The organism is Allobosea lathyri, assembly GCF_900108245.1.
Classification (GTDB): domain Bacteria; phylum Pseudomonadota; class Alphaproteobacteria; order Rhizobiales; family Beijerinckiaceae; genus Allobosea; species Allobosea lathyri.
Genome location: NZ_FNUY01000019.1, coordinates 25,886 through 45,359, shown reverse-complemented (window position 1 = coordinate 45,359; position 19,474 = coordinate 25,886). Strand labels below are relative to the sequence as shown.

The 19,474-nt window shown below is 62.9% G+C and carries 19 protein-coding genes; 15 read left to right on the top strand and 4 right to left on the bottom strand.

Translation table 11 applies throughout. From position 1 onward, the window contains the following. The first annotated feature begins 49 nt into the window (after positions 1 to 49). Genes C4S73_RS26555 through C4S73_RS26545 form a run of 3 tightly spaced genes read left to right on the top strand, consistent with a single transcriptional unit; the run spans position 50 to position 3,437 of the window. Positions 50 to 1,969, top strand: a complete 1,920-nt coding sequence (locus C4S73_RS26555) for an ABC transporter permease (RefSeq protein ID WP_103875601.1) — start codon at positions 50 to 52, stop codon at positions 1,967 to 1,969. Beyond that, the gene (locus C4S73_RS26550; protein WP_103875600.1) at positions 1,966 to 2,727 is read left to right on the top strand and encodes an ABC transporter ATP-binding protein; all 762 of its coding nucleotides are present in this window, start codon (positions 1,966 to 1,968) and stop codon (positions 2,725 to 2,727) included. The genes C4S73_RS26555 and C4S73_RS26550 overlap by 4 nt, the downstream gene beginning before the upstream one ends. Next, positions 2,724 to 3,437 carry an ABC transporter ATP-binding protein gene (locus C4S73_RS26545; protein WP_103875599.1) on the top strand — a complete coding sequence of 238 codons (714 nt, stop codon included), beginning with the start codon at positions 2,724 to 2,726 and terminating at the stop codon, positions 3,435 to 3,437. The genes C4S73_RS26550 and C4S73_RS26545 overlap by 4 nt, the downstream gene beginning before the upstream one ends. Here the strand turns inward: C4S73_RS26545 and C4S73_RS26540 are convergent. Further along, a complete protein-coding gene (locus C4S73_RS26540; RefSeq protein WP_425290381.1) occupies positions 3,426 to 4,250 on the bottom strand; it encodes a GntR family transcriptional regulator in 825 nt (274 codons plus the stop codon). The genes C4S73_RS26545 and C4S73_RS26540 overlap by 12 nt on opposite strands. 400 nt (positions 4,251 to 4,650) lie before the next feature. Here C4S73_RS26540 and purU point away from each other — a divergent pair, with 400 nt between their 5' ends. Then, entirely contained in the window at positions 4,651 to 5,511 is an 861-nt protein-coding gene (gene purU / locus C4S73_RS26535) for a formyltetrahydrofolate deformylase (RefSeq protein ID WP_103875628.1), read from the top strand. 3 nt (positions 5,512 to 5,514) lie between these two features. Beyond that, a complete protein-coding gene (folD, locus tag C4S73_RS26530) occupies positions 5,515 to 6,390 on the top strand; it encodes a bifunctional methylenetetrahydrofolate dehydrogenase/methenyltetrahydrofolate cyclohydrolase FolD (RefSeq protein WP_103875598.1) in 876 nt (291 codons plus the stop codon). On the opposite strand, the gene C4S73_RS26525 is transcribed toward folD, so the two are convergent. From C4S73_RS26525 to C4S73_RS26515, 3 genes are read right to left on the bottom strand one after another with little or no spacing between them, the layout of a single operon-like run. Further along, the gene (locus C4S73_RS26525) at positions 6,383 to 7,144 is read right to left on the bottom strand and encodes an aldolase/citrate lyase family protein (protein ID WP_103875627.1); all 762 of its coding nucleotides are present in this window, start codon (positions 7,142 to 7,144) and stop codon (positions 6,383 to 6,385) included. The two genes, folD and C4S73_RS26525, sit on opposite strands and share 8 nt — an antisense overlap. 8 nt (positions 7,145 to 7,152) lie before the next feature. After that, positions 7,153 to 7,935, bottom strand: a complete 783-nt coding sequence (hpaH, locus tag C4S73_RS26520) for a 2-oxo-hept-4-ene-1,7-dioate hydratase (protein ID WP_103875597.1) — start codon at positions 7,933 to 7,935, stop codon at positions 7,153 to 7,155. 16 nt (positions 7,936 to 7,951) lie between these two features. Next, positions 7,952 to 8,845, bottom strand: coding sequence for a dioxygenase family protein (locus tag C4S73_RS26515; RefSeq protein WP_103875596.1), 894 nt, complete (start codon positions 8,843 to 8,845; stop codon positions 7,952 to 7,954). Between the two features lie 506 nt (positions 8,846 to 9,351). On the opposite strand from C4S73_RS26515, the gene C4S73_RS26510 reads away from it, so the two are divergent. The 10 genes from C4S73_RS26510 to C4S73_RS26470 all read left to right on the top strand — a co-directional run bounded on the left by C4S73_RS26510 (position 9,352) and on the right by C4S73_RS26470 (position 19,363). Continuing rightward, entirely contained in the window at positions 9,352 to 10,527 is a 1,176-nt protein-coding gene (locus C4S73_RS26510; protein WP_103875595.1) for a M24 family metallopeptidase, read from the top strand. A gap of 3 nt (positions 10,528 to 10,530) precedes the next feature. Next, complete coding sequence (locus tag C4S73_RS26505) at positions 10,531 to 11,751, top strand: M20 metallopeptidase family protein (protein ID WP_244595811.1); 1,221 nt, start codon at positions 10,531 to 10,533, stop codon at positions 11,749 to 11,751. After that, on the top strand, positions 11,714 to 12,175 hold the full coding sequence (locus C4S73_RS28520; protein WP_200828108.1) for a hypothetical protein: 462 nt from the start codon (positions 11,714 to 11,716) through the stop codon (positions 12,173 to 12,175). Before C4S73_RS26505 ends, C4S73_RS28520 begins: the two co-directional genes overlap by 38 nt. After that, positions 12,079 to 13,500: a M20 family metallopeptidase gene (locus tag C4S73_RS26500; protein ID WP_103875594.1), complete on the top strand. Its 1,422-nt coding sequence runs from the start codon at positions 12,079 to 12,081 to the stop codon at positions 13,498 to 13,500. Before C4S73_RS28520 ends, C4S73_RS26500 begins: the two co-directional genes overlap by 97 nt. A gap of 50 nt (positions 13,501 to 13,550) precedes the next feature. Further along, entirely contained in the window at positions 13,551 to 14,408 is an 858-nt protein-coding gene (locus C4S73_RS26495) for a transporter substrate-binding domain-containing protein (protein WP_103875593.1), read from the top strand. Positions 14,409 to 14,498: 90 nt separating this feature from the next. After that, positions 14,499 to 15,215 (top strand): ABC transporter permease, encoded by a 717-nt coding sequence (locus tag C4S73_RS26490; protein WP_103875592.1) that lies wholly within the window; start codon positions 14,499 to 14,501, stop codon positions 15,213 to 15,215. Continuing rightward, positions 15,215 to 15,940, top strand: a complete 726-nt coding sequence (locus C4S73_RS26485) for an ABC transporter permease (protein WP_103875591.1) — start codon at positions 15,215 to 15,217, stop codon at positions 15,938 to 15,940. Before C4S73_RS26490 ends, C4S73_RS26485 begins: the two co-directional genes overlap by 1 nt. Beyond that, positions 15,933 to 16,721 (top strand): ABC transporter ATP-binding protein, encoded by a 789-nt coding sequence (locus C4S73_RS26480; protein ID WP_103875590.1) that lies wholly within the window; start codon positions 15,933 to 15,935, stop codon positions 16,719 to 16,721. The genes C4S73_RS26485 and C4S73_RS26480 overlap by 8 nt, the downstream gene beginning before the upstream one ends. Before the next feature lie 142 nt (positions 16,722 to 16,863). Continuing rightward, on the top strand, positions 16,864 to 18,444 hold the full coding sequence (locus C4S73_RS26475) for a gamma-glutamyltransferase family protein (protein ID WP_103875589.1): 1,581 nt from the start codon (positions 16,864 to 16,866) through the stop codon (positions 18,442 to 18,444). Positions 18,445 to 18,532: 88 nt separating this feature from the next. After that, a complete protein-coding gene (locus C4S73_RS26470; RefSeq protein ID WP_103875588.1) occupies positions 18,533 to 19,363 on the top strand; it encodes a sulfite exporter TauE/SafE family protein in 831 nt (276 codons plus the stop codon). Positions 19,364 to 19,474 lie beyond the last annotated feature (111 nt).

Sequence of the window (19,474 nt, the reverse complement as noted above, 5' to 3'; positions counted from 1 at the left end):
CCACGGCGCTGTCACTGCGACGGCCCGGGACGCTGAGGAAACGTCATCGATGACACTGCCACTCCTTATCGAACAGATGCTCAACGGGCTCCAGTCCGGCGTGATGCTGTTCCTGATCGCGTCGGGCCTGACCCTGGTCCTCGGCATCATGAATTTCGTCAATTTGGCGCATGGCTCGTTCTACATGATCGGGGCCTTCACGGCCGTATCGCTCCAGCTATGGACGGGATCGTTCGTCGTCGCCGCGGTGGGGGCTTGCGTTTGCGCCGCCGTTGCAGGCTTGGCCGTCGAGTACGTCTGTGCCAGGCGGCTCTATGCGCGTAGCCATCTCGATCAGGTGCTGGTGACCTTCGGACTCATCTACCTATTCAACGAGTCCATGCGGCTGATCTTTGGTCCCCAACCGCTCGCGTCTCCGATCCCGCCACTGCTCAACGGGAGCGTGACGCTGCTGCCTGGGCTCCAATACCCGCTCTTCCGCTTGACCGTGATCGGCGTGGGGCTCGTCGTGGCAGCGGGAATGTCGTTCGTCGTGATGCGGACGCGCCTAGGAATGCTCATCAGGGCCGGCGCCTCGGATCGCGGGATGATCGCCGTTCTTGGCGTGAACATCACGTGGCTTTACTCTCTCGTCTTCGCTTTCGGGGCGGCCCTGGCCGCCCTGGCTGGCCTGATGTCGGGGCCGCTCTACTCCGTCAACGTCGGGATGGGGGAGAACATCCTCATCATGGCGCTCGTCGTGATCGTGGTCGGCGGAATCGGCTCTCTCAAGGGCGCCTTCTACGCCGCGATCGTCATCGGCCTCATCGACACGCTCGGCCGCCTTTTCCTGCCGTCCGCCATCGCCACGATCGCAATCTACATCTTCATGGCCGGGGTTCTGTTCGTCAGGCCACAAGGCCTTTTCGCGGCGTCGGCTCCGCCGCAGGTCGAGGCTCGCGACAACGGAAATCGGGTCACGATCCTGTGGTCGCTCTCCAAGTCGCGGCAACGTGTGACTGCGTCGGTCGTGGGCCTGTGCATGATCGCGCTCGCGCTCGTGCCGACCCTGTCGGCCTGGCTCGACGACCCATTCCTTCTGCGGCTGTTCCTGCGGATCGTCATTTTCGCGCTCATGGTCCTGAGCCTCGATCTTGTCGCGGGATTCGGCGGCCTGGTCAGCTTCGGCCATGCCGCATTCGTCGGCACGGGCGCCTATGCCGTCGCGATCCTCGGCTGGCACCTCGACCACGGCGAGCCCTTGGCGTTGGGGCCGATCGTACTGGCAGGCACGCACGACGCGCTGGTCGCCTGGCCGCTGGCGATCGCGAGCGCGGCGGCGATGGCACTGGCGATCGGGGCCATCGCGCTCAGGACGAGCGGTCTCTATTTCATCATGAGCACGCTCGCCTTCGCTCAGATGCTGTTTTATCTTGCCAGCACCCCCAGCATATACGGGGGCGAGGACGGCCTGCAGATCTCGCAACGCTCGACCCTGCCGTTCATCGACCTCGGAAACCGGCCAACGCTGTATTACCTCGCGCTCGGTCTGTTAGCGCTGTGCCTCCTTCTATGCTGGCGTCTGGTCAACTCGCGCTTCGGTATGATCGTGCAGGCCTGCAGGCAAAACGAAAGGCGGGTGAGGGCGCTCGGCGTCAGAACCTACCTCTACAAGCTGCTTCTCTTCGTGATATCGGGCGTGATCGCGGGCGTCGCAGGCGTGCTGCTGGCTAACGCCGAGCTGCTGGTCAGTCCTGCCGACCTGTCATGGACCCGCTCGGGCAGCATCCTGATCATGGCCATCTTCGGGGGGCTGGGGACGCTGTTCGGCTCCGTCGTGGGGGCGGGGACCTATCTGATGCTGGAATTCTCCCTGAGCGAGTGGACGCAGCATTGGCAGATCGTGTTTGGCCCGATGCTCATCGTTTTTGTGCTGCTTGCGCGACGCGGGCTCTTCGGATTGGTGCTGGGGCGGGGTGGCAGCACATGACGACGACCATCCTCGAGGCAACGGGACTGATCAAGAGGTTCGGCGGCCTCACCGCAACCGACGACGTGACGCTGGCGATACGGGAGCTCACCTGCCATGCTTTGATTGGGCCCAACGGAGCCGGCAAGACGACCTTGCTGTCGCAACTTTCCGGCGAGTTGAGGCCGACTGCGGGGCGGATCCACTTCGAGGGACGCGACGTCACTTCGGCCGACCTGGGTGGGAGGGCCCGATTGGGTATCCTGAGGTCCTTCCAGATCACGAGCGTCTGTGACGACTACTCGGTCTTCGACAACGTCGTCGTCGCGGCTCAAATCAGGGAAGGACATGGTTTTCGCTTTTGGCAGGCGCCGCGAGGCGTGCGGGCACTGGCGGACACCACGCGATCCGTGCTGGAGCGAACCGGTCTTGCCGATTTCGGAGATGTGCCCGCCGGGGTGCTGTCGCATGGCCAGCGCAGGCAGCTGGAGCTGGCGATCGCCTTGGCGATGCAGCCGCGCGTCCTGCTGCTCGACGAGCCCATGGCGGGCATGGGACCAGCGGAGGCCGAGCGCATGATTGAACTCCTCGGCTCCCTGCGGGCCGAGTACACGATCGTCCTCGTGGAACACGACATGGACGCCGTCTTCAACCTGGCCGACACCGTGAGCGTCCTCGTCGGGGGACGCCTCGTAGCCTCCGGCACACCCCAGGAAATCAGATCGAACGCCAGCGTGCGGGAAGCCTATCTGGGGCATGAACAGGAAGACGTCGCATGATGGAAAGTTTGCTTCGGCTGGAAGCGGTGCAGGCTTCCTACGGACAGTCCCGGATCCTGTTCGACGTCTCCCTGACGGTAGGCCCAGGGGAGATGGTGGGACTGCTCGGCCGCAACGGCATGGGCAAGACGACGACCGTGCGAGCGGTCACCGGCCAGCTTCCGACCTTGGGCGGGGATATCATCTTCAAGGGGCGGTCCATCCGGTCGACGCCCTCACACCTCCTGGGGCGGATGGGCATCGGGCTCGTTCCCGAGGGCCGCCGCATCTTTCCCAACCTGACCGTTCGGGAGAACCTCGTGGCCGCGGCGGCCAATCGTTCCGGCAGGCCCGATCCCTGGACGCTAGAGCGCGTGCTCGCGCTGTTTCCCCGCCTGGGAGAGCGGCTCGGCAACTGGGGCTCGCAGCTTTCCGGTGGTGAGCAGCAGATGCTCGCCGTCGGCCGCGCACTCATGATCAATCCGGATTTGCTGATCCTCGACGAGGCGACCGAAGGATTGGCCCCGATCGTGCGCGACGTCATCTGGAGCGCGTTGCGCCAGCTGAAGTCCGAAGGTCTTTCAATCCTCGTCATCGACCGCAACCTGCGGCAGATGATGGAAGTCGGGGACCGGCATCACATCATCGAGAAGGGGCGTACTGTGTGGTCGGGGCCGTCGCAGGCTTTCCTGTCCGAGCCCTCTCTCAAGGGGCGCTACCTAAGCGTCTGACCTAGCTCCGGCCGACCGCCTGCGCTTGGGTTGGCCAGGAGCGAGGATTGCCCCTGCGCGTTCGTCGGACAACGCATTTTGCAGATTGCGTCCGGTTCTTAGGATGTGCTCGCGCAGCTTGTCGCGCGCATAGTCACGATCGCGGGCAACGGCGCCTTGGGCGATCTGATTGTGTTCCTGCTCGACGTTGGCGTCGCCTCCAGTGCGGGTGAGGAAAATCCGTCTGTAGCGATCGTTCAGATTGTGCAGCGTCGTGCAGAAATTGAGCAGGATGGGCATGTCGCACCCCTGGATCAGGGTGAGATGGAAGTCCCTGTGGGCATCCTCCCAGGCTTCGAGGCTCGCCGTATCTGACGCCTCTCGATGGATGCGATTCAGTCTGTGCAAGGCCCTGGTGATCGCGCTTTCCCACGCGAGGTCGCCGTATTGCATGGCGATGTCGAGGGCGAGGCATTCGAACTCGGCACGGAGCTGCGTGATCTCCCGCAAGTTCGACAACGAAACGGGTGCGACCGTGTAACCGCGATTGTCGTGAAGTTCGACGAGGCCCACCGACGTCAGTCGGGCAAGGGCTTCCCGCATCGGGCTCAGGCTCACGTCGAATGTTTTGCGAGCCTTGTCCAGGTTGATCTTAGAGCCCGGTGCAAGCTCGCCTCGCAAGATCGCTTCCCGCATCCGCGAGACAAGGCGCGTCGAAATCGTGTGCTTTTCTTTCTCCTCAGTCCCTCCTTGGGGGGACGTCGCCGAGGCGGTGGAAGGTCGCCCGTTGATCGAGGGGGAAGGTGAAGCCTTGGTGCGATCGTCTTTCGCCACGTCGTCCTCCGATTGGTTGGCTCGACGGAGCCGACGCACCATTTCCAATATCGCTGTCCGCCTAGCCATTTGGCGAGACGACAATCTCACCGCCGAACATCTTCGTTTAGCAAACCCGATGCAGGGGCGACAGCCGAGCCGACGTCGCCAGCGACCCGTTCCTTGCTGGAATGGTATTGACTTATAATCGATTATTATACAGAACGGAAGCGCCAAATGACTCGGGTGTCCTGAGGCGATTGCCTGCGAATTGCTCCTGAAATAGCTCACCAGCCCTCTATGGTGAGCCCGTCTGAATGTTGATCGTGTGAACAAAATCGTCTCAAAAATCGATTTATTGTGCTTGGCCGACCCGGCTCACGCCGCGGGCGCAAATGAGATGCCGGGGGACCGAATGGCCATGACCGATACACATATCCTGACCCTTTCGTGCCGGAACCGCCCAGGCATCGTGGCGCGGGTCGCCACCCACCTGTTCCTGCACGACGCGAACATTCAGGACGCCCAACAGTTCGACGACGAGGAGACGGGGCGCTTCTTCATGCGCGTCCGCTTCGGTCTCATGTCGGATGCGGCATCGCCGGAAAAACTTCGCGGCAGCTTCGCCGAGGTCGCCACGACGTTCGGCATGGATTGGACGATGCGCCCACGCCGCGACAAGCAGCGCGTCGTCATCATGGTCTCCCGATTCGATCACTGTCTGACGGACATCCTGTATCGCTGGAGGATGGGCGAACTCGACATGGAGATCGTCGGCATCATCGCGAATTATCCGCGCGAGACCTATGCGGCCCACGAGTTCGGGGACATCCCGTTCGACTACTTGCCGATCACCAAAGAGACGAAGCCGGAACAGGAAGCGGCGGTCTGGCGGGTCGTCCAGGACCGGGGTGCCGACCTTGTGATCCTGGCGCGGTACATGCAGGTCCTTTCGGACGATTTGGCAACGAAGCTCGCGGATCGCTGCATCAATATCCACCACTCGTTCCTGCCGGGGTTCAAGGGAGCCAAGCCGTATCATCAGGCGTTTGAGCGCGGCGTCAAACTGATCGGGGCGACAGCGCACTACGTCACCTCCGATCTGGATGAGGGTCCGATCATCGAGCAAGACGTCGAGCGGATATCGCACGTCGACACGCCAGACGATCTCGTTCGCAAGGGGCGCGACATTGAACGGCGCGTGCTTTCCCGGGCGATAGCCTGGCATCTCGACGGTCGGGTATTGCGCAACGGTTCCAAGACCGTCGTTTTCCGGGATTAGGCCATGGCAGCTCGTATCATCGATGGCAAAACTACAGCCGCGGGGTTGCTGGCTGAGCTTAAGGAGAAAGTCGAGGCTTTCGGCAAGACTGGCCGAACGCCCGGCCTTGCCGTCGTGCTCGTCGGAAACGATCCCGCCAGCGCCGTCTACGTCCGCGCGAAGGCTCGGCAAACCGTCGAAGCCGGGATGCGGTCGTTCGAGCATCGACTTCCAGAAGATGTGTCGCAAGACCAACTGATGCGATTGGTCGAGACTCTCAACCACGACTTCGCCGTGGACGGAATCCTGGTACAGCTTCCACTTCCGCCTCACATCGACGCGGCTGCGCTCCTGTCGGCGGTTGATCCTGCCAAGGATGTCGACGGCTTCCATCCGATCAACGCCGGCCGCCTAGCGACGGGGGATGCGCGCGCCCTGACGCCCTGCACTCCGCTCGGTTGCATCCATCTGCTGAAATGCGTCGAAGCGGACCTGACCGGTGCGCATGCCCTTGTGATCGGGCGGTCAAACATCGTCGGGAAACCCTTGGGTCAGTTGCTGCTGGGCGAGAACTGCACGGTCACGATCGCCCATTCCCGCACTCGCGACGTCGCTGAACTCTGCCGCGCCGCGGACATCGTCATCGCAGCGACAGGGCAACCGGAAATGGTTCGCGGCGACTGGATCAAGCGCGGCGCGCTCGTCATCGACGTGGGCATCCATCGCATCGCGGCAAACAATGGCCACCGTGTGATCGGGGACGTCGCCTTCGACGAGGTCCGCGATCGGGCGGGAGCCATAACGCCGGTCCCCGGCGGCGTCGGTCCGATGACCATCGCCTACCTGTTGCAAAACACGCTCAAGGCGGCACGCCAGCGGTCGGGCGTCGCCGCTATCTGAATCGGCCAGCGACGGCTTCGGTTCCGCGCGCAAGGATGCCGGCATCGATTGCGACGGCGGTGAACGACGACCCCGCCGAGATGCAACGGCGCGCGAACGCCTCATCCGGCGTCAGGATGCCGGCAGGCTTCCCCGCTGAGCGGATTCGACCGATGGCGGCGAGAACCTCGGCCTCCACCGATGGATGACCGGGTTCTCCGGCATGTCCAAGACTGGCGGCGAGGTCGGCAGGGCCGATGAAAATCCCATCGACGCCGTCGACGCTAGCGATGCGCTCAAGCTGTTGTAAGGCCTCGACTGTCTCGATCTGGACGACTACGCAAAGTTCCTCGGCGGCGCGCTTGGCGTAGCCGGGAATTCGCCCGAACCGTGTTGCGCGCGTGAGGCCGGACACACCGCGCAAACCCGCCGGCGGATACCGAGTGGCCGCGACGGCCGCGGCTGCCTCGTCCGCATCCTGGACGTATGGAATGAGAAGGGTCTGTGCTCCCAGATCGAGGAAGCGCTTGACGAGAACGACGTCGTTCGACGCCGGCCTGACCACGGCCGCCACCTGATAGGGCTCGACGGCCTGTAGCTGAGGGAGGACAGTCAAGGGGTCGCCGGGCGAATGCTCGGTGTCGAACAGCAACCAGTCATATCCGGCGCCCGCGACGGCTTCAGCCGCATACGAGCCTGGTAACGAACACCAGAGGCCGATTTGCTGGCGGCCGGCGAGCAACCCTTGCTTGAAGCGATTGCGGGGCAGCTCCATGGCCGCGCTCATACGAAGGAAACCGAGATCGCGCCGATCGGACCGTAATCCGCGGTGACCACGTCGCCGCGCTTGATGTCCACCGGCCGCGTGAACGATCCGCCCAACACGATCTGCCCCTTTTCGAGCTTGGTGCCGACGGCGTGCAGCTTGTTGACGAGCCAGGCGACGCCAGCAGCGGGATGGCCCATGATCGCCGCAGAAACTCCGGATTCCTCGATGATGCCGTTGAGCGCCAACGTCGCGCCGATCCAGCGGATGTCGACGTCCATGGGGCGGATCGGCCTCCCGCCCACGACGATCGCCCCGAACGCAGCGTTGTCCGCGATGGTATCGACGATCGCGCGCGGTACCTCGGTCCGGTAGTCGATGATTTCCAGCGCCGGCACGACGAATTCGGTGGCGCGTAGGACGTCGTAGATTCGACAGTTGGGACCCTGCAGATCCTCGCTCATCACGAAGGCCAGTTCGACTTCCAGCCGAGGCTTGATGAACAGGTCGGCGCGGATCTGCGCGCCGTCATTGTACAAGGCGTCGTCGAGAATGCGCCCATAGTCGGGTTCGTTGATCTTCGACGCCATCTGCATGGCACGCGAGGTCAGGCCGATCTTGTGACCGGCGACCCGTGCGCCCGCGTCGATGCGTGCCTGGGCCCAGATGTCCTGTACACGGTAGGCATCCTCGATCTCCATGTGCGGATAAGTGCGCGAAAGCTGAGGGCAGGGGACGCGGTCCCGTTCGGCCCGCAGGATCGCGGCGGCTGCCTCGCGCCGTTCGTCTTCCGTCAGCATGGGTTGGTCCTTCGTCTCAGCGAATGGGGGGGCGCGGCAGGATCGCCTCGCCCGGTTCCATGACATAGGTGTAATCGAGCGAGTACCAGGGACCGGCCACGTCCGCCTGCACGGGATGCGGCTCCTGGTGCCGCACGAAGTCACCGATCAGCGATCGCGTCACGCCGAACTGAACGTCCGAGTCGATATGGGGGTCGTTGGGATCGTAGACTTGCGAGATCAGCACCTTGAAGCCGGGCTTGAAGATCAGCGCGTGCAGATGTGCGGGCCGCATCGGGTGGCGACGCTGCGCTTTCAGAAGGCGCCCGACGACCCCACTGGTCGGGATTGGATAGCCGATCATCATCACGGATCGGAACCGGAAGCGGCCGTCCCCGTCGGTGGTGAACTTGCCGCGGAGGTTCATCTCCGCCTGCTCGGGATCCTGGTTTTCGTACAGACCCACCGGCGAGGCATGCCAGACATCTATCTCCGCGCCGGGGATCGGGCGGCCTTGGCCGTCGATCACGCGCGCCGTCACGAAAAGCGGGTCGCCGTGAGTGTCGGACCGGACAATCGAGCCGCCATTTTCCACGCGTGGAGAGTTGAGGCGCCAGAAGGGACCGAGCAACGATTGCGACGTCTCGGTGTTTCCGCCATCGCCATTGTTGAGCAGGCATATAAGCGACGAGACGCCCAACGAACCGGCCATCAGCATCATTTCGTTGTGCGTGTCCGAAGCGAGCTGGCCGACCTCGTTGAGGAGCGCGACAGCCTCCCGGAATTCCGCTTCCGTCAGCCTCACGTCCCGCACGAAGCCGTGCAGATGATGAACAAGCGACACCAATATCTCGCGTAATCGCAGATTGTCGGTGCGCGCCATCACGTCAAGGGCAGCGGTAGTTACGTCGGCCTCGCTTGCAATGAGCATGTCTCACTCCTTCGCCCAAACCTTCTTTTTTAATCGATTATTTGTCAAGGCGATTGCCTGGGTCGCTGGCGTGCTTACGTGGCTCCATACGCATAACAGCCGGTGGCGCTCAATTCCATTTAGAAATCTCGACGATTTGTCATGAAGCGCCAGCAGCCTGCTTAAAAATAAATCGATTTTAAGTAGCGGCCCTTGGCATTTGGTCGGTCGTCGGCTCGCCATCTGGCGACCATGCCGGGTATCCGCGTGATGAACGCGACCCCATTGGTGACCGCTATAGGCGACGGGGGCCCAGGGCCGACGTCGACGGGAGAGACGGTCGTCGGGCATCCGCGCTGCGGTGCCCGTCCGAGGCCTCGCGCATGAATCCTGCGTCACGCCGGAGATAAGGCCCGCAAAAGCGTTTAAAAGGCATCGAAAGCCGAAAATCGGCGGCCGAACGCTTTATAACTCAGGCATCGTGCGGCGCATTTGGATTCAGGCCCCTTTTTAGTGCGGACACTGCAATGATCTCCTCCCCTTTCGAGAGTGCGGAATATCAGTCGAGGTTGGCCAAGGTCCGCAACGAGATGGTCAAGCGCCGGCTCGATCTCCTAATCGTCAACGACATTGCGAACCAGCACTACCTCACCGCTTACGATGGCTGGTCATTCTACACGCCGCAGGTCGTCGTCGTGCCGCTGACCGGCGAGCCGGTCTGGCTCGGGCGCAATATGGACGCCGTCGGCGGCAGGCTGACGGCCTGGATGAAGCCAGAGAACGTCGTTGGCTATCCCGAAGATCACGTTCAAACGCCCGAACGGCACCCGATGGACTGGATCGGGCGCTGGATTGCCGAGAAGGGGTGGGGCAAGGGCCGGATCGGCATTGAGCTCGAAGCCTATTACTACTCGCCCAAGGCGCATGCGCGCCTCACGATGGCGCTGCCCAATGCGGTCTTCGTCGATGCAGATCTGCTGGTTAACTGGGTCAGGGCCGTCAAGTCGCCAGCGGAAATAGCTTACCTGCGGCTCGGCGCCCGTCTGGCGGAAGCGGCCGTCGCGAAGGCCTACGAGATAATTTCGCCGGGCATCCGCGAATGCGACGCGATCGCGGCCATCCAGACCGCGCAGTATAGCGGCCTGCGCGATCATGCCGGTGACATCACCGCCCTGCCGCCGACGATCCTCGCGGGCGAGAACGCGTCCGCGCCGCATCTGATGTGGAGCAATCGCGCCTTCACGGCGAACGAGACGATCGCGCTCGAGCTCGCGGGCGCCTGCCGCCACTACACCTCCGGGCTTGCCCGTACGATGCAGCTCGGCATCAAGCCGCGGCATGTGGCGGATGTCGAGAAAGCCGTACTCGAAGGCATGGACGCCGTCCTTGAAACGGCCCGACCGGGCACGGTCGCCCACGATGTCGAAGCTGCATGGCGCGCGGCCATCAACAGGCATGGCCTCAAGAAGGAGTCCCGAATCGGCTATTCGATCGGCGTCGCCTTCCCGCCGGACTGGGGCGAGCATACGATCAGCTTGCGCCAAGGTGACACAACCGTACTTCAGGCCGGCCACGTCGTTCACGCTATCCTGGGGATGTGGATGGAAGGATGGGGCATCGAGATCAGCGAGACCATCCTGATCACCGAGCGGGGATGCGAGACGTTGACCAGCTTCCCCCGTGAGATCTTCGTCAAGGTTTGAGCGATGACGTCAGCCAGTTCCAACTCTCAGGCCGTCGTCGCGCTCGATCAAGCCTTGCACGACGAGATGATCGCGGCGCGTCGCTATCTCCACGCTCACCCTGAGCTGTCCAACGACGAGCATCACACACAGGCCTTCATTCGAAGCTGGCTTAGGGAAAAAGGCATCGGCGATGCGGAGTCGGCGGGCGGCACGGGGGCTGTCGTCGATATCATCGGGACGGCCGGCAATTCCCATCGGACGCTCGCCATCCGTGCCGATATCGACGCTCTGCCGATCGAAGAGCGATCGGGGGTCGCGTTCTCGTCGACCAGGCCTGGTATCATGCACGCTTGCGGCCATGACGCCCATACCGCAATGGGGTTGGCGACCGCTGCGCTCCTCCACCGCTCCCGCCATCAGTTTCGCGGCACGGTCAGGATGATCTTCCAGCCAGCAGAGGAGGCGGAACCTCTCGGCGGCCGGCGCGTGGTCCACGAGGAGAAGCGACTGCAGGGTGTCGATGCCGCCATCGGCATCCACGTCGACCCCTATCTGGAGACCGGCCGACTTGGAGCGGTCAGCGGTTCGGTCACGCTCTCGTCCGACATTTTCGACATCACGATCAGGGGACGCTCCGCCCATGCCGCCACGCCCCATCAGGGCGTGGACGCGATCGCGATCGGCACGGCGATCATTGCCGAAATGCAGAAGATCGTCTCGCGGGAAACCGACGCCTTCGATGCGCTGATTGTCTCGGTGACCGCATTCCAGGCCGGCGCCAGTTACAACGTCGTCTCCGATCACGCGGTCCTCAAAGGAACGATCCGGTGTGGGAAACCCGAAACCCGCTGGCGGGCCCACGGGCGCCTGCGGGACATCGTAGTCGGAATCGCTGCCCTCCATCGCGGCGAAGCCGAGATCGAGATCACGACAGGCGAACCATCGGTCCAGAACGATGCTGCCATGGTCCAACTAATCCGGGAGGTCGCAGGCGAGAGCGCCTTCGTCGCGCTTCCCGGGTGGGCGGCCGCAGACGATTTCGGCTTCTACAGTGAGGCATGCCCGTCGGTCTATTTCAGGCTTGGCATCCGCGATGAGTCTGCCGGTAGCGTGCACCCTCTGCACCACCCGCAGTTTCGGGTCGACGAGGCAGCGCTGCCGCTCGGCGTGGCGACGCTGGTTGCCGCCGCAAGACGCTTCCTCGATGCAGATGATCGTTCATCACCAGCAATCATCCCCTGACCCGTCCACGACGGGATCGACCAAATACCGGGACATCTCGGAAAGAGCTTGGGAACAAGGCGACGTCGAACTTCGCGCTCAGCTCAGGTTTACCTGTCAGCGTCACGATGATGTACCGAACGATCATAGGATCGGGGCGATCAAAAAATCAGCTTCTCTGCCGTTCCTGTGGCCAGGCGCACAAATCCGTCGTTTGAGTTCAATCTACGCCGATATTCAGCAATGTCACCGCCAAGAACGCCGAATGGCGCTGCATAAAGTGGAAGATATGTTGCCCAAGCACAGCCTGCTCGCGCATCGCAGCGACATTGCTCTGGGGATCGTGTCATGTCGAAGAATGAAGACCGGATCTGGACGATTGTCGATGCAAAGGCGCCTGCGTATTTCGGTCTCAGCGACCGGATTTGGGACAAGCCGGAGCTGAACTACCAGGAATTCCATGCGGCAGCCGAACATACCGCCGTTCTGGAGCGTGAAGCGTTCGCGGTGTCGTCCGGGATTGCCGGCATTCCGACTGCTGTCATGGGAGAGGCCGGCGCCGGCGGTCCGGTGATCGCCATCCTTGGCGAATATGACGCATTGCCCGGCTTGAGCCAGCGGGCCGGCGTGGCACAGCAGGATCCAATCGTCACGGGCGGCTCGGGCCATGGCTGCGGCCACAACATGCTGGGTTCGGCCGCCTTACTGGCGGCCGCGAGCCTGAAGCAATGGCTGGCCGAGAATAACATTCCGGGCCGGGTCCGCTACTATGGCTGTCCGGCTGAGGAAGGGGGGTCGTCGAAGAGCTTCATGGTCAAGGCGGGTACCTTCGACGACGTCGACATCGCGATCAGTTGGCATCCTGCGACGTTCACCGGCGTCACCGAAGCGGTGTCGCTCGCCTGCGTCGAACTGGAGTTCACCTTCAACGGACGCGCCTCCCATGCCGCCGCTGCGCCCGAACTGGGTCGAAGCGCGCTGGACGCCATCGAGCTGATGAATATCGGCGTCAACTACATGCGCGAGCACATGCCGTCGACAGCACGAGTTCACTATGCGCTCGTGGATGGCGGCGGAATTGCGCCGAACGTGGTGCAGGCGCGCGCGGTCGTCCGCCATCTGGTCAGGGCACGAACGCTTCATGACATGTGGAGCCTCGTCGAACGGGTCAAGAAGATCGCCGATGGCGCCGCCTTGATGACCGAGACGACGGTCGAGAGCAAACAGCTGTCCGGCGAGGCCAATCTCGTCGGTAATGCGCCTCTCGAGTCGCTGATGCACCGCAACCTGATGCGTCTCGGCGGCCCCGGCTTCGACGAGACCGACAAGCCGTTCGCGGCCGAGATCCAGAAGTCCATTCCTTCGCAGGATATAGAAGCTTCCTATGGACGACACGGACTGGCCGTGAGCGATGAGCCGCTGTCGAACGACGTGTACTTGCCCGGCCGCGTCTTGACGGAATCTGTCGGCTCGACGGATGTGGGCACGGTGAGCTGGGTCGTTCCGACGGTCCAGTGTCGCGTCGCGTGCTACGCGGTCGGCACGCCCGGACATTCCTGGCAACTCGTCGCGCAAGGCAAGGCGCCGGCGGCTCACAAGGGCATCGCTTTGGCCGCGAAGGCGATGGCCGGGGTGGCGAAAGACATCTTCGCCGACCCTGACCTCCTGAAAGCGGCCAAGACCGAATTCGACGTGTTTCGGGCCAAGAACGATTTCAACAATCCCGTTGGTCCCGATACGGCCCCGCCGCTGGCGATGGCCGAGGCCTGAGAAACGATCGTCCACCGACATCAATTCAAACCAAAGAGAACGAGGGGATCATGACGTCATTTAATTCGATCATCGCGGCCGTCGCGGTCGTGGGTCTGTTGTTGGGTCACGGCGCGAACGCGCAGGAAAAGCAGTGGACCAAGATCACCATCGGCACCGAAGGCAGCTTCGCGCCGTGGAATTACGAGGAGGGCGGCAAGCTAAAGGGGCTCGAGATCGATCTCGCTGAGGACATCTGTCGGCGTGCGAAGCTCGAATGCAGCTTCATCGTCCAGGATTTTGACGGACTCATTCCCGCGCTGAACGTCGGCAAGATCGATGCGGTCATGTCCGGCATGAGCGCCACGGCAAAGCGCGCCGAGGTGATTGCGTTCTCACAGCCCTATGCCACAGGCGGGCAAACCTTCGGCATCCAGAAGGGCGGCCCGCTGGAAGCGCTGCCGTTCAAAGGCGAGCTCATCAACCTGAACGACGAGGCGTCGGCGCTGGACAAGATCGAGAAGCTGAAGGCCGCGTTGAAAGGCAAGACGATCGGCGTGCAGGCTGCGAGCATCAACGCGTCCTTCCTCGATCGATACCTCAAGGGAATCGTCGATGTCCGCGAGTACAAGGCGACCACGCAGCATGATCTAGATCTGTCTGCAGGGCGCATCGACGCCATCGTGGCGTCGTACAACTACATCCTCGATGCCGCCAAGAAGCCCGGCAACCGCGACATGCTGACGGCCGGCCCGCGCTTCATCGGTGGCGTCTTTGGAAACGGCTCCTCGATCGGCTTGCGCAAGTCGGACGTGAAACTGAAGGCCATGCTCGACGAGGCGCTGATCGCGTCATTCGCGGACGGCACTTACAAGAATATCTCCGAGAAGTATTTCGGCTACGACGCGACCCCGCAATACAAGCGCTAACGCCAGAGTCTGAATCTTGCTTCAGGCGCGCGGCCCAACCCGCCGTCGCGCCTCTCGCACAACATTCCGCAAGTCAAACGACAGGCTCCGATGGAAGACATCCTGACATTGTTCGGATTCGGGCCGACCGGGTGGGGCGGCGCTCTGTTGAAGGCGACGGGTATGACGCTGTCCGTCGCCGCCTGCGGGTTCGTGCTGGGCTCGATCATCGGCAGCCTCGTCGCCTGGGCGAAGCTGAGAGGCAATGGCGTCGTCCGTGCCGCGGCGAACGGTTATACGACGGTCCTGCGCGGCATTCCCGACCTGCTGGTCATCTACCTATTTTATTTCGGCGGGAGCGCACTCCTGACTTCAGCGGGCCGGATGTTCGGAGCCGACGGGTTCGTCGGCGTTCCGGCCTTCGCCTCTGGCGCCGCCGCCATCGGGGTGATTTCGGGGGCGTACCAGGCCGAGGTTTTTCGCGGCGCGTTCCAGTCCGTCAGCCGCGGTGAACTGGAGGCTGCCCGCTCCGTGGGGATGAGGAGCGTCCTGATGTTTCGCCGCATCGTTATTCCCCAGGTTCTGCGTTTGGCTATGCCGGGACTGGGCAATGTATGGCAGCTCGTCCTCAAGGAATCGGCGTTGATATCTATCACAGGGCTCGTCGAACTTCTGCGGCAGTCGCACGTCGCCGCCGGTTCGACGGGACGGCCATTCGAATTTTATATTCTATCGTGCGTGATCTATTTCATCATCGCGATTTCTTCGACGCGCATATTCAACGTGGTCGAGGCGCGTATGTCCAAAGGTTTCGGGAGAATGGCCTAATGGACATGCCATTCATGGCGGAAGCCTTCGTCTCGCTGTTACGCGGACTTCCGCTGACGCTAAATCTCGCGGCCGTGTCGATGGTGGCCGCCTCCATCCTGGCGATCGGGCTCGCCTGGCTGCGGATGTCCGACGTCGCACCGGCGCGGGCTACTGCGATCGGATACGTCTCGTTCTTCCGCGGCACTCCGCTGCTCGTGCAGATATTCTTGATCTATTACGGACTGGGCCAGTTCAGGCCCACGCTCCAGGCCTGGGGCCTTTGGCCGTTCCTGCGCGAGCCCTATTGGTGCGCGCTCCTCGCGCTCACGCTCAACGCGGCCGCCTATGCCAGCGAAGTCGTCCGTGGTGGTCTTCTGTCGGTTCCGGCCGCCCAGGTGGAGGCGGCGCGGGCCGTCGGCATGTCCGGCCTGCTGCTGTATCGTAGGATCATTATTCCGATCGCGCTGCGCCAGGCCCTGCCAGCTTACGGAAGCGAAATCATCATCATGATCAAGAGCACGTCCCTGGCCTCCGTCATCACAATGATGGAAGTCACCGGTCTGGCGGCGAAGCTGATAGCCGAGTCGTTCCGCGTCATCGAGGTTTTCGTCATGGCGGGCGCCATCTACCTGGCGATCAACTTCATGGTCGCCCAGACAATCGCGGCGGTCGAGCGGTGGCTGTCGCCACATCTTCGGGCGGCTCCGGGCAGCATTCTTCCTTCGGAGATCGCACATGTCTAACGAGCTTGCCACCCGTTCGGGCGCCGGATCTTCCGCCGTGTCGGTCAAGGACCTTCGCAAAAACTTCGGGGCATTGGAGGTCCTAAAGGGGATCAATCTTGAGGCTAGGAAAGGGGACGTGATCTCCATTCTGGGCTCTTCGGGCTCGGGCAAGTCGACAATGCTTCGCTGCATCAACATGCTCGAGGTTCCCGATGGCGGCGAGATCCGCATTGGCGGGGAATTGATCGAACTGAAGAAGACGAACCGCGGCGTCGTGCCCGCGCGTCAGGCTCAGATCGACAGGCTTAGAACCCGTGCGTCGATGGTGTTCCAAAGCTTCAATCTCTGGTCGCATTTGACAATCCTCGAGAATTTGATCGAAGCGCCCGTCCATGTGCAGAAGCGCGGTAGGGCCGAATGCATCGCCGAGGCCGAAGCCCTGCTCGAAAAAGTCGGGATCGCTGACAAGCGGCACCATTATCCCAGCCATCTCTCCGGCGGTCAGCAACAACGGGCAGCCATCGCCAGGGCTCTGGCGCAAAAGCCCGACGTGATGCTGTTCGACGAGCCGACCTCGGCCCTTGATCCAGAGCTCGTCGGAGAAGTGCTTCGGGTGATGAGATCATTGGCGGCGGAAGGCCGAACGATGCTCGTGGTGACCCACGAGATGAACTTCGCACGGGACGTGTCAAGCGAGGTGATCTTCCTGCACAAAGGCGTCGTCGAGGAACAGGGACCGCCCGACGTGGTCTTCAACAGGTCGACATCGGCTCGCTTCAAGACGTTCCTCGCCGGATGAGGCGAGAGACGTATCGGGGAGAGCCGAAGGCCTTCTGAGGCGTCACGGCAAGACGTTCGCAGATCTGAGACTCCGCGCGCGGGCCAACGACCCGAACCATGGTGAAGACCTGACCTCCTCAACCCTTTCAAGGAATTCTACGATGCACGATTTCTTCCGCCCCGGCCGCGCACCCCTGATTGCTGGCAATGCCGCGATCGCGACCTCGCACCCGCTGGCGACGGCTGCCGGACTAGACATCCTGGGTGCCGGCGGGAATGCGGTCGACGCCGCGATCGCCGCGGTGGCCGTGCAATGCGTTGCCGATCCGCTGATGACCGGCATCGGCGGCGACTGCTTCGTGCTCTACCAGCCGGCGGGGGGCGAGGTCGTCGGCCTGAACGGCAGCGGGCGCGCGCCCGCCGCAGCGACCGTCGAGCGGTTGCTATCGCTCGGCGTCAACGAGATTGGCCAGACTAGCCCGCATTCCGTAACGGTTCCCGGCGCGATTGCGGCCTGGTCGAAACTCCATCGCGACTACGGCCGGTTGCCGCTGTCGCGGCTGTTCGAGCGCGCGATCGACTACTCCGAGACCGGCTATCCGGTCGCCGCCCGCGTCGCCTGCGACTGGGCCGGCGAGGTCGATCTGCTCGCCAGGACCGCAGGCGCAACGGCGACCTTCCTGCCCGGCGGCCGCGCGCCCAAACAGGGCGAGCGCCACCACCAGCCCCTGCTCGGCCAGCGCCTGCGCGAGATTGGCCGCGACGGCGCGGCAGCTTTCTATACGGGCAAAACCGCGCAATCGCTCGTCGCTTATTTGAACGGCTTGGGCGGTCTGCATACGCTGGAGGATTTCGCCGAGGCCCAGGACGGCGCCGATTACGCCACTCCCGTCTCTGCAAGCTATCGCGGCTATGAAGTGGTCGAGTGCGCTCCGAACGGCCAGGGCATCATCGCGCTGATGATCCTGAAGATACTCGAAGGCTTCGACATCGCCGCGCTGTCGCCGGTTGATCGCATTCATCTCCATGCCGAGGCGACTAAGCTCGCTTATCACCACCGCGACGCCTATCTTGCCGACCCGGCTTTCTGCCCCGAGCCGATGTCGATGTTGAGCGACGAGATCATCGACATCCTGCGCGCCCGAATACGCCTCGACCGCGCTTCGACTCCAGTGCTGTGGTCCGAACCCGAGCACAAGGATACGATCTACCTCTGCGTGGTGGATCGTGACGGCAATGCGATCTCTTTTATCAACTCGATCTTCGACGGCTTCGGCTCCGGCCATGTCGACCCGACGACGGGCGTCCTGCTACACAGCCGCGGTTCGTCTTTCCGCATCATCAAGGGGCATCCCAACGCCATCGCGCCCCGCAAGCGACCGCTGCATACGATCATCCCCGGCCTGCTTCGCAAGGATGGTCAGGTCGCCATGCCCTTCGGCGTCATGGGTGGCCATTACCAGGCTGCCGGGCACGCGCAGTTTCTCTCCAACATGCTCGACCTCGGGCTCGACATCCAGCAGGCGATGGATGCCCCGCGATCCTTCGCCCACGGCGGCGTGCTCGAAGTCGAGCCGACGATCCCCGAGGCCGATCTCGCCGAATTGGTGCGGCGCGGGCATGTTCTCAAGCCACGCCAGTTACCCCTGGGTGGCAGCCAGGCGATCTGGATCGACCGCGCAAACCGGACCCTGATCGCCGGATCCGACCAGCGCAAGGACGGCTGCGCTCTGGGGATGTGACGCCCAAGAGCAGTCGACTCACTCGAACGTCCGCTTAGCCGTCGCGACAATATGCGATGCAGGCCATCACCCGCTACAGGACTGAGTCATGCTTGCTGGAATTCCGCTGAACGAACTCGCCTTTCTCGCAGCGTCGCTTGTCGTGGCGGGTGCCTTCACCGGCGTTCTTGCAGGCCTCTTCGGCGTCGGCGGAGGTGCCGTCATCGTGCCGATCCTCTACGAAATCTTCCGCGTCATCGGAGTGCCCGAAGAGGTCAGGATGCCGCTCTGCGTCGGCACCTCGCTGGCGATCATCATCCCGACCTCGATCCGCTCCTTCAACGCCCATCGCGCCAAGGGGCTGGTCGATCTCGACATCCTCAAGGTTTGGGCCGTGCCGGTCGTGCTCGGAGTGATCTTGGGCAGCTACATCGCCCGCTTCGCGCCGCCCGACCTGTTCAAGATCGTCTTCGTCGTCGTCGCGGTCGCGAGCGCGCTGCGCCTGCTTTTCGCCTCGGATCGCTGGCAGCTCGGGACCGAAATGCCCGGCAAGGGGCTTATGACGATCTATGGCGGTGTCATCGGCGTGCTGTCGGCCCTGATGGGCATCGGCGGCGGCCAGCTTTCGAGCCTGTTCATGACGTTTTATGGCCGCCCGATCCACCAGGCCGTCGCGACCTCCTCGGGGCTGGGCGTCCTGATCTCGATCCCCGGCGCGCTCGGCTTCATCTATGCTGGCTGGCCAAAGATGGACCTGCTGCCGCCGCTGTCGCTCGGCTATGTCTCCTTCATCGGCTTCCTGCTCTTCATCCCGACCTCGATCTGGACGGCCCCGATCGGCGCGCGCCTCGCCCACCGTTTGTCCAAGCGACGGCTCGAAGTTGCTTTTGGCCTGTTCCTGCTCGTCATCGCCGGCCGGTTCATCGTCTCGCTCATTTAACGAGCATGATCGATAGTTGGTGTCTGGCAGGGAACGTGTCGCGACCAATATCCGCAGTGACGCCCAAGCACCCTTTCTGGGTGCCTTTGCGCTAAGAACCGCCTTCGAGAC

Excerpts from the sequence above, each read along its gene's own strand:
- C4S73_RS26480 (WP_103875590.1), top strand. The coding sequence starts at position 15,933 with ATGTCTAACGAGCTTGCCACCCGTTCGGGCGCCGGATCTTCCGCCGTG.
- C4S73_RS26555 (WP_103875601.1), top strand. The coding sequence starts at position 50 with ATGACACTGCCACTCCTTATCGAACAGATGCTCAACGGGCTCCAGTCC.
- C4S73_RS26505 (WP_244595811.1), top strand. The coding sequence starts at position 10,531 with ATGACGTCAGCCAGTTCCAACTCTCAGGCCGTCGTCGCGCTCGATCAA.
- C4S73_RS26495 (WP_103875593.1), top strand. The coding sequence starts at position 13,551 with ATGACGTCATTTAATTCGATCATCGCGGCCGTCGCGGTCGTGGGTCTG.
- hpaH (WP_103875597.1), bottom strand. The coding sequence starts at position 7,935 with ATGCTGACGGAAGACGAACGGCGCGAGGCAGCCGCCGCGATCCTGCGG.
- C4S73_RS26510 (WP_103875595.1), top strand. The coding sequence starts at position 9,352 with ATGATCTCCTCCCCTTTCGAGAGTGCGGAATATCAGTCGAGGTTGGCC.
- C4S73_RS26490 (WP_103875592.1), top strand. The coding sequence starts at position 14,499 with ATGGAAGACATCCTGACATTGTTCGGATTCGGGCCGACCGGGTGGGGC.
- C4S73_RS26485 (WP_103875591.1), top strand. The coding sequence starts at position 15,215 with ATGGACATGCCATTCATGGCGGAAGCCTTCGTCTCGCTGTTACGCGGA.
- C4S73_RS26550 (WP_103875600.1), top strand. The coding sequence starts at position 1,966 with ATGACGACGACCATCCTCGAGGCAACGGGACTGATCAAGAGGTTCGGC.
- C4S73_RS26515 (WP_103875596.1), bottom strand. The coding sequence starts at position 8,845 with ATGCTCATTGCAAGCGAGGCCGACGTAACTACCGCTGCCCTTGACGTG.
- C4S73_RS28520 (WP_200828108.1), top strand. The coding sequence starts at position 11,714 with ATGCAGATGATCGTTCATCACCAGCAATCATCCCCTGACCCGTCCACG.
- purU (WP_103875628.1), top strand. The coding sequence starts at position 4,651 with ATGACCGATACACATATCCTGACCCTTTCGTGCCGGAACCGCCCAGGC.
- folD (WP_103875598.1), top strand. The coding sequence starts at position 5,515 with ATGGCAGCTCGTATCATCGATGGCAAAACTACAGCCGCGGGGTTGCTG.
- C4S73_RS26525 (WP_103875627.1), bottom strand. The coding sequence starts at position 7,144 with ATGGAGCTGCCCCGCAATCGCTTCAAGCAAGGGTTGCTCGCCGGCCGC.
- C4S73_RS26475 (WP_103875589.1), top strand. The coding sequence starts at position 16,864 with ATGCACGATTTCTTCCGCCCCGGCCGCGCACCCCTGATTGCTGGCAAT.
- C4S73_RS26545 (WP_103875599.1), top strand. The coding sequence starts at position 2,724 with ATGATGGAAAGTTTGCTTCGGCTGGAAGCGGTGCAGGCTTCCTACGGA.
- C4S73_RS26500 (WP_103875594.1), top strand. The coding sequence starts at position 12,079 with ATGTCGAAGAATGAAGACCGGATCTGGACGATTGTCGATGCAAAGGCG.
- C4S73_RS26470 (WP_103875588.1), top strand. The coding sequence starts at position 18,533 with ATGCTTGCTGGAATTCCGCTGAACGAACTCGCCTTTCTCGCAGCGTCG.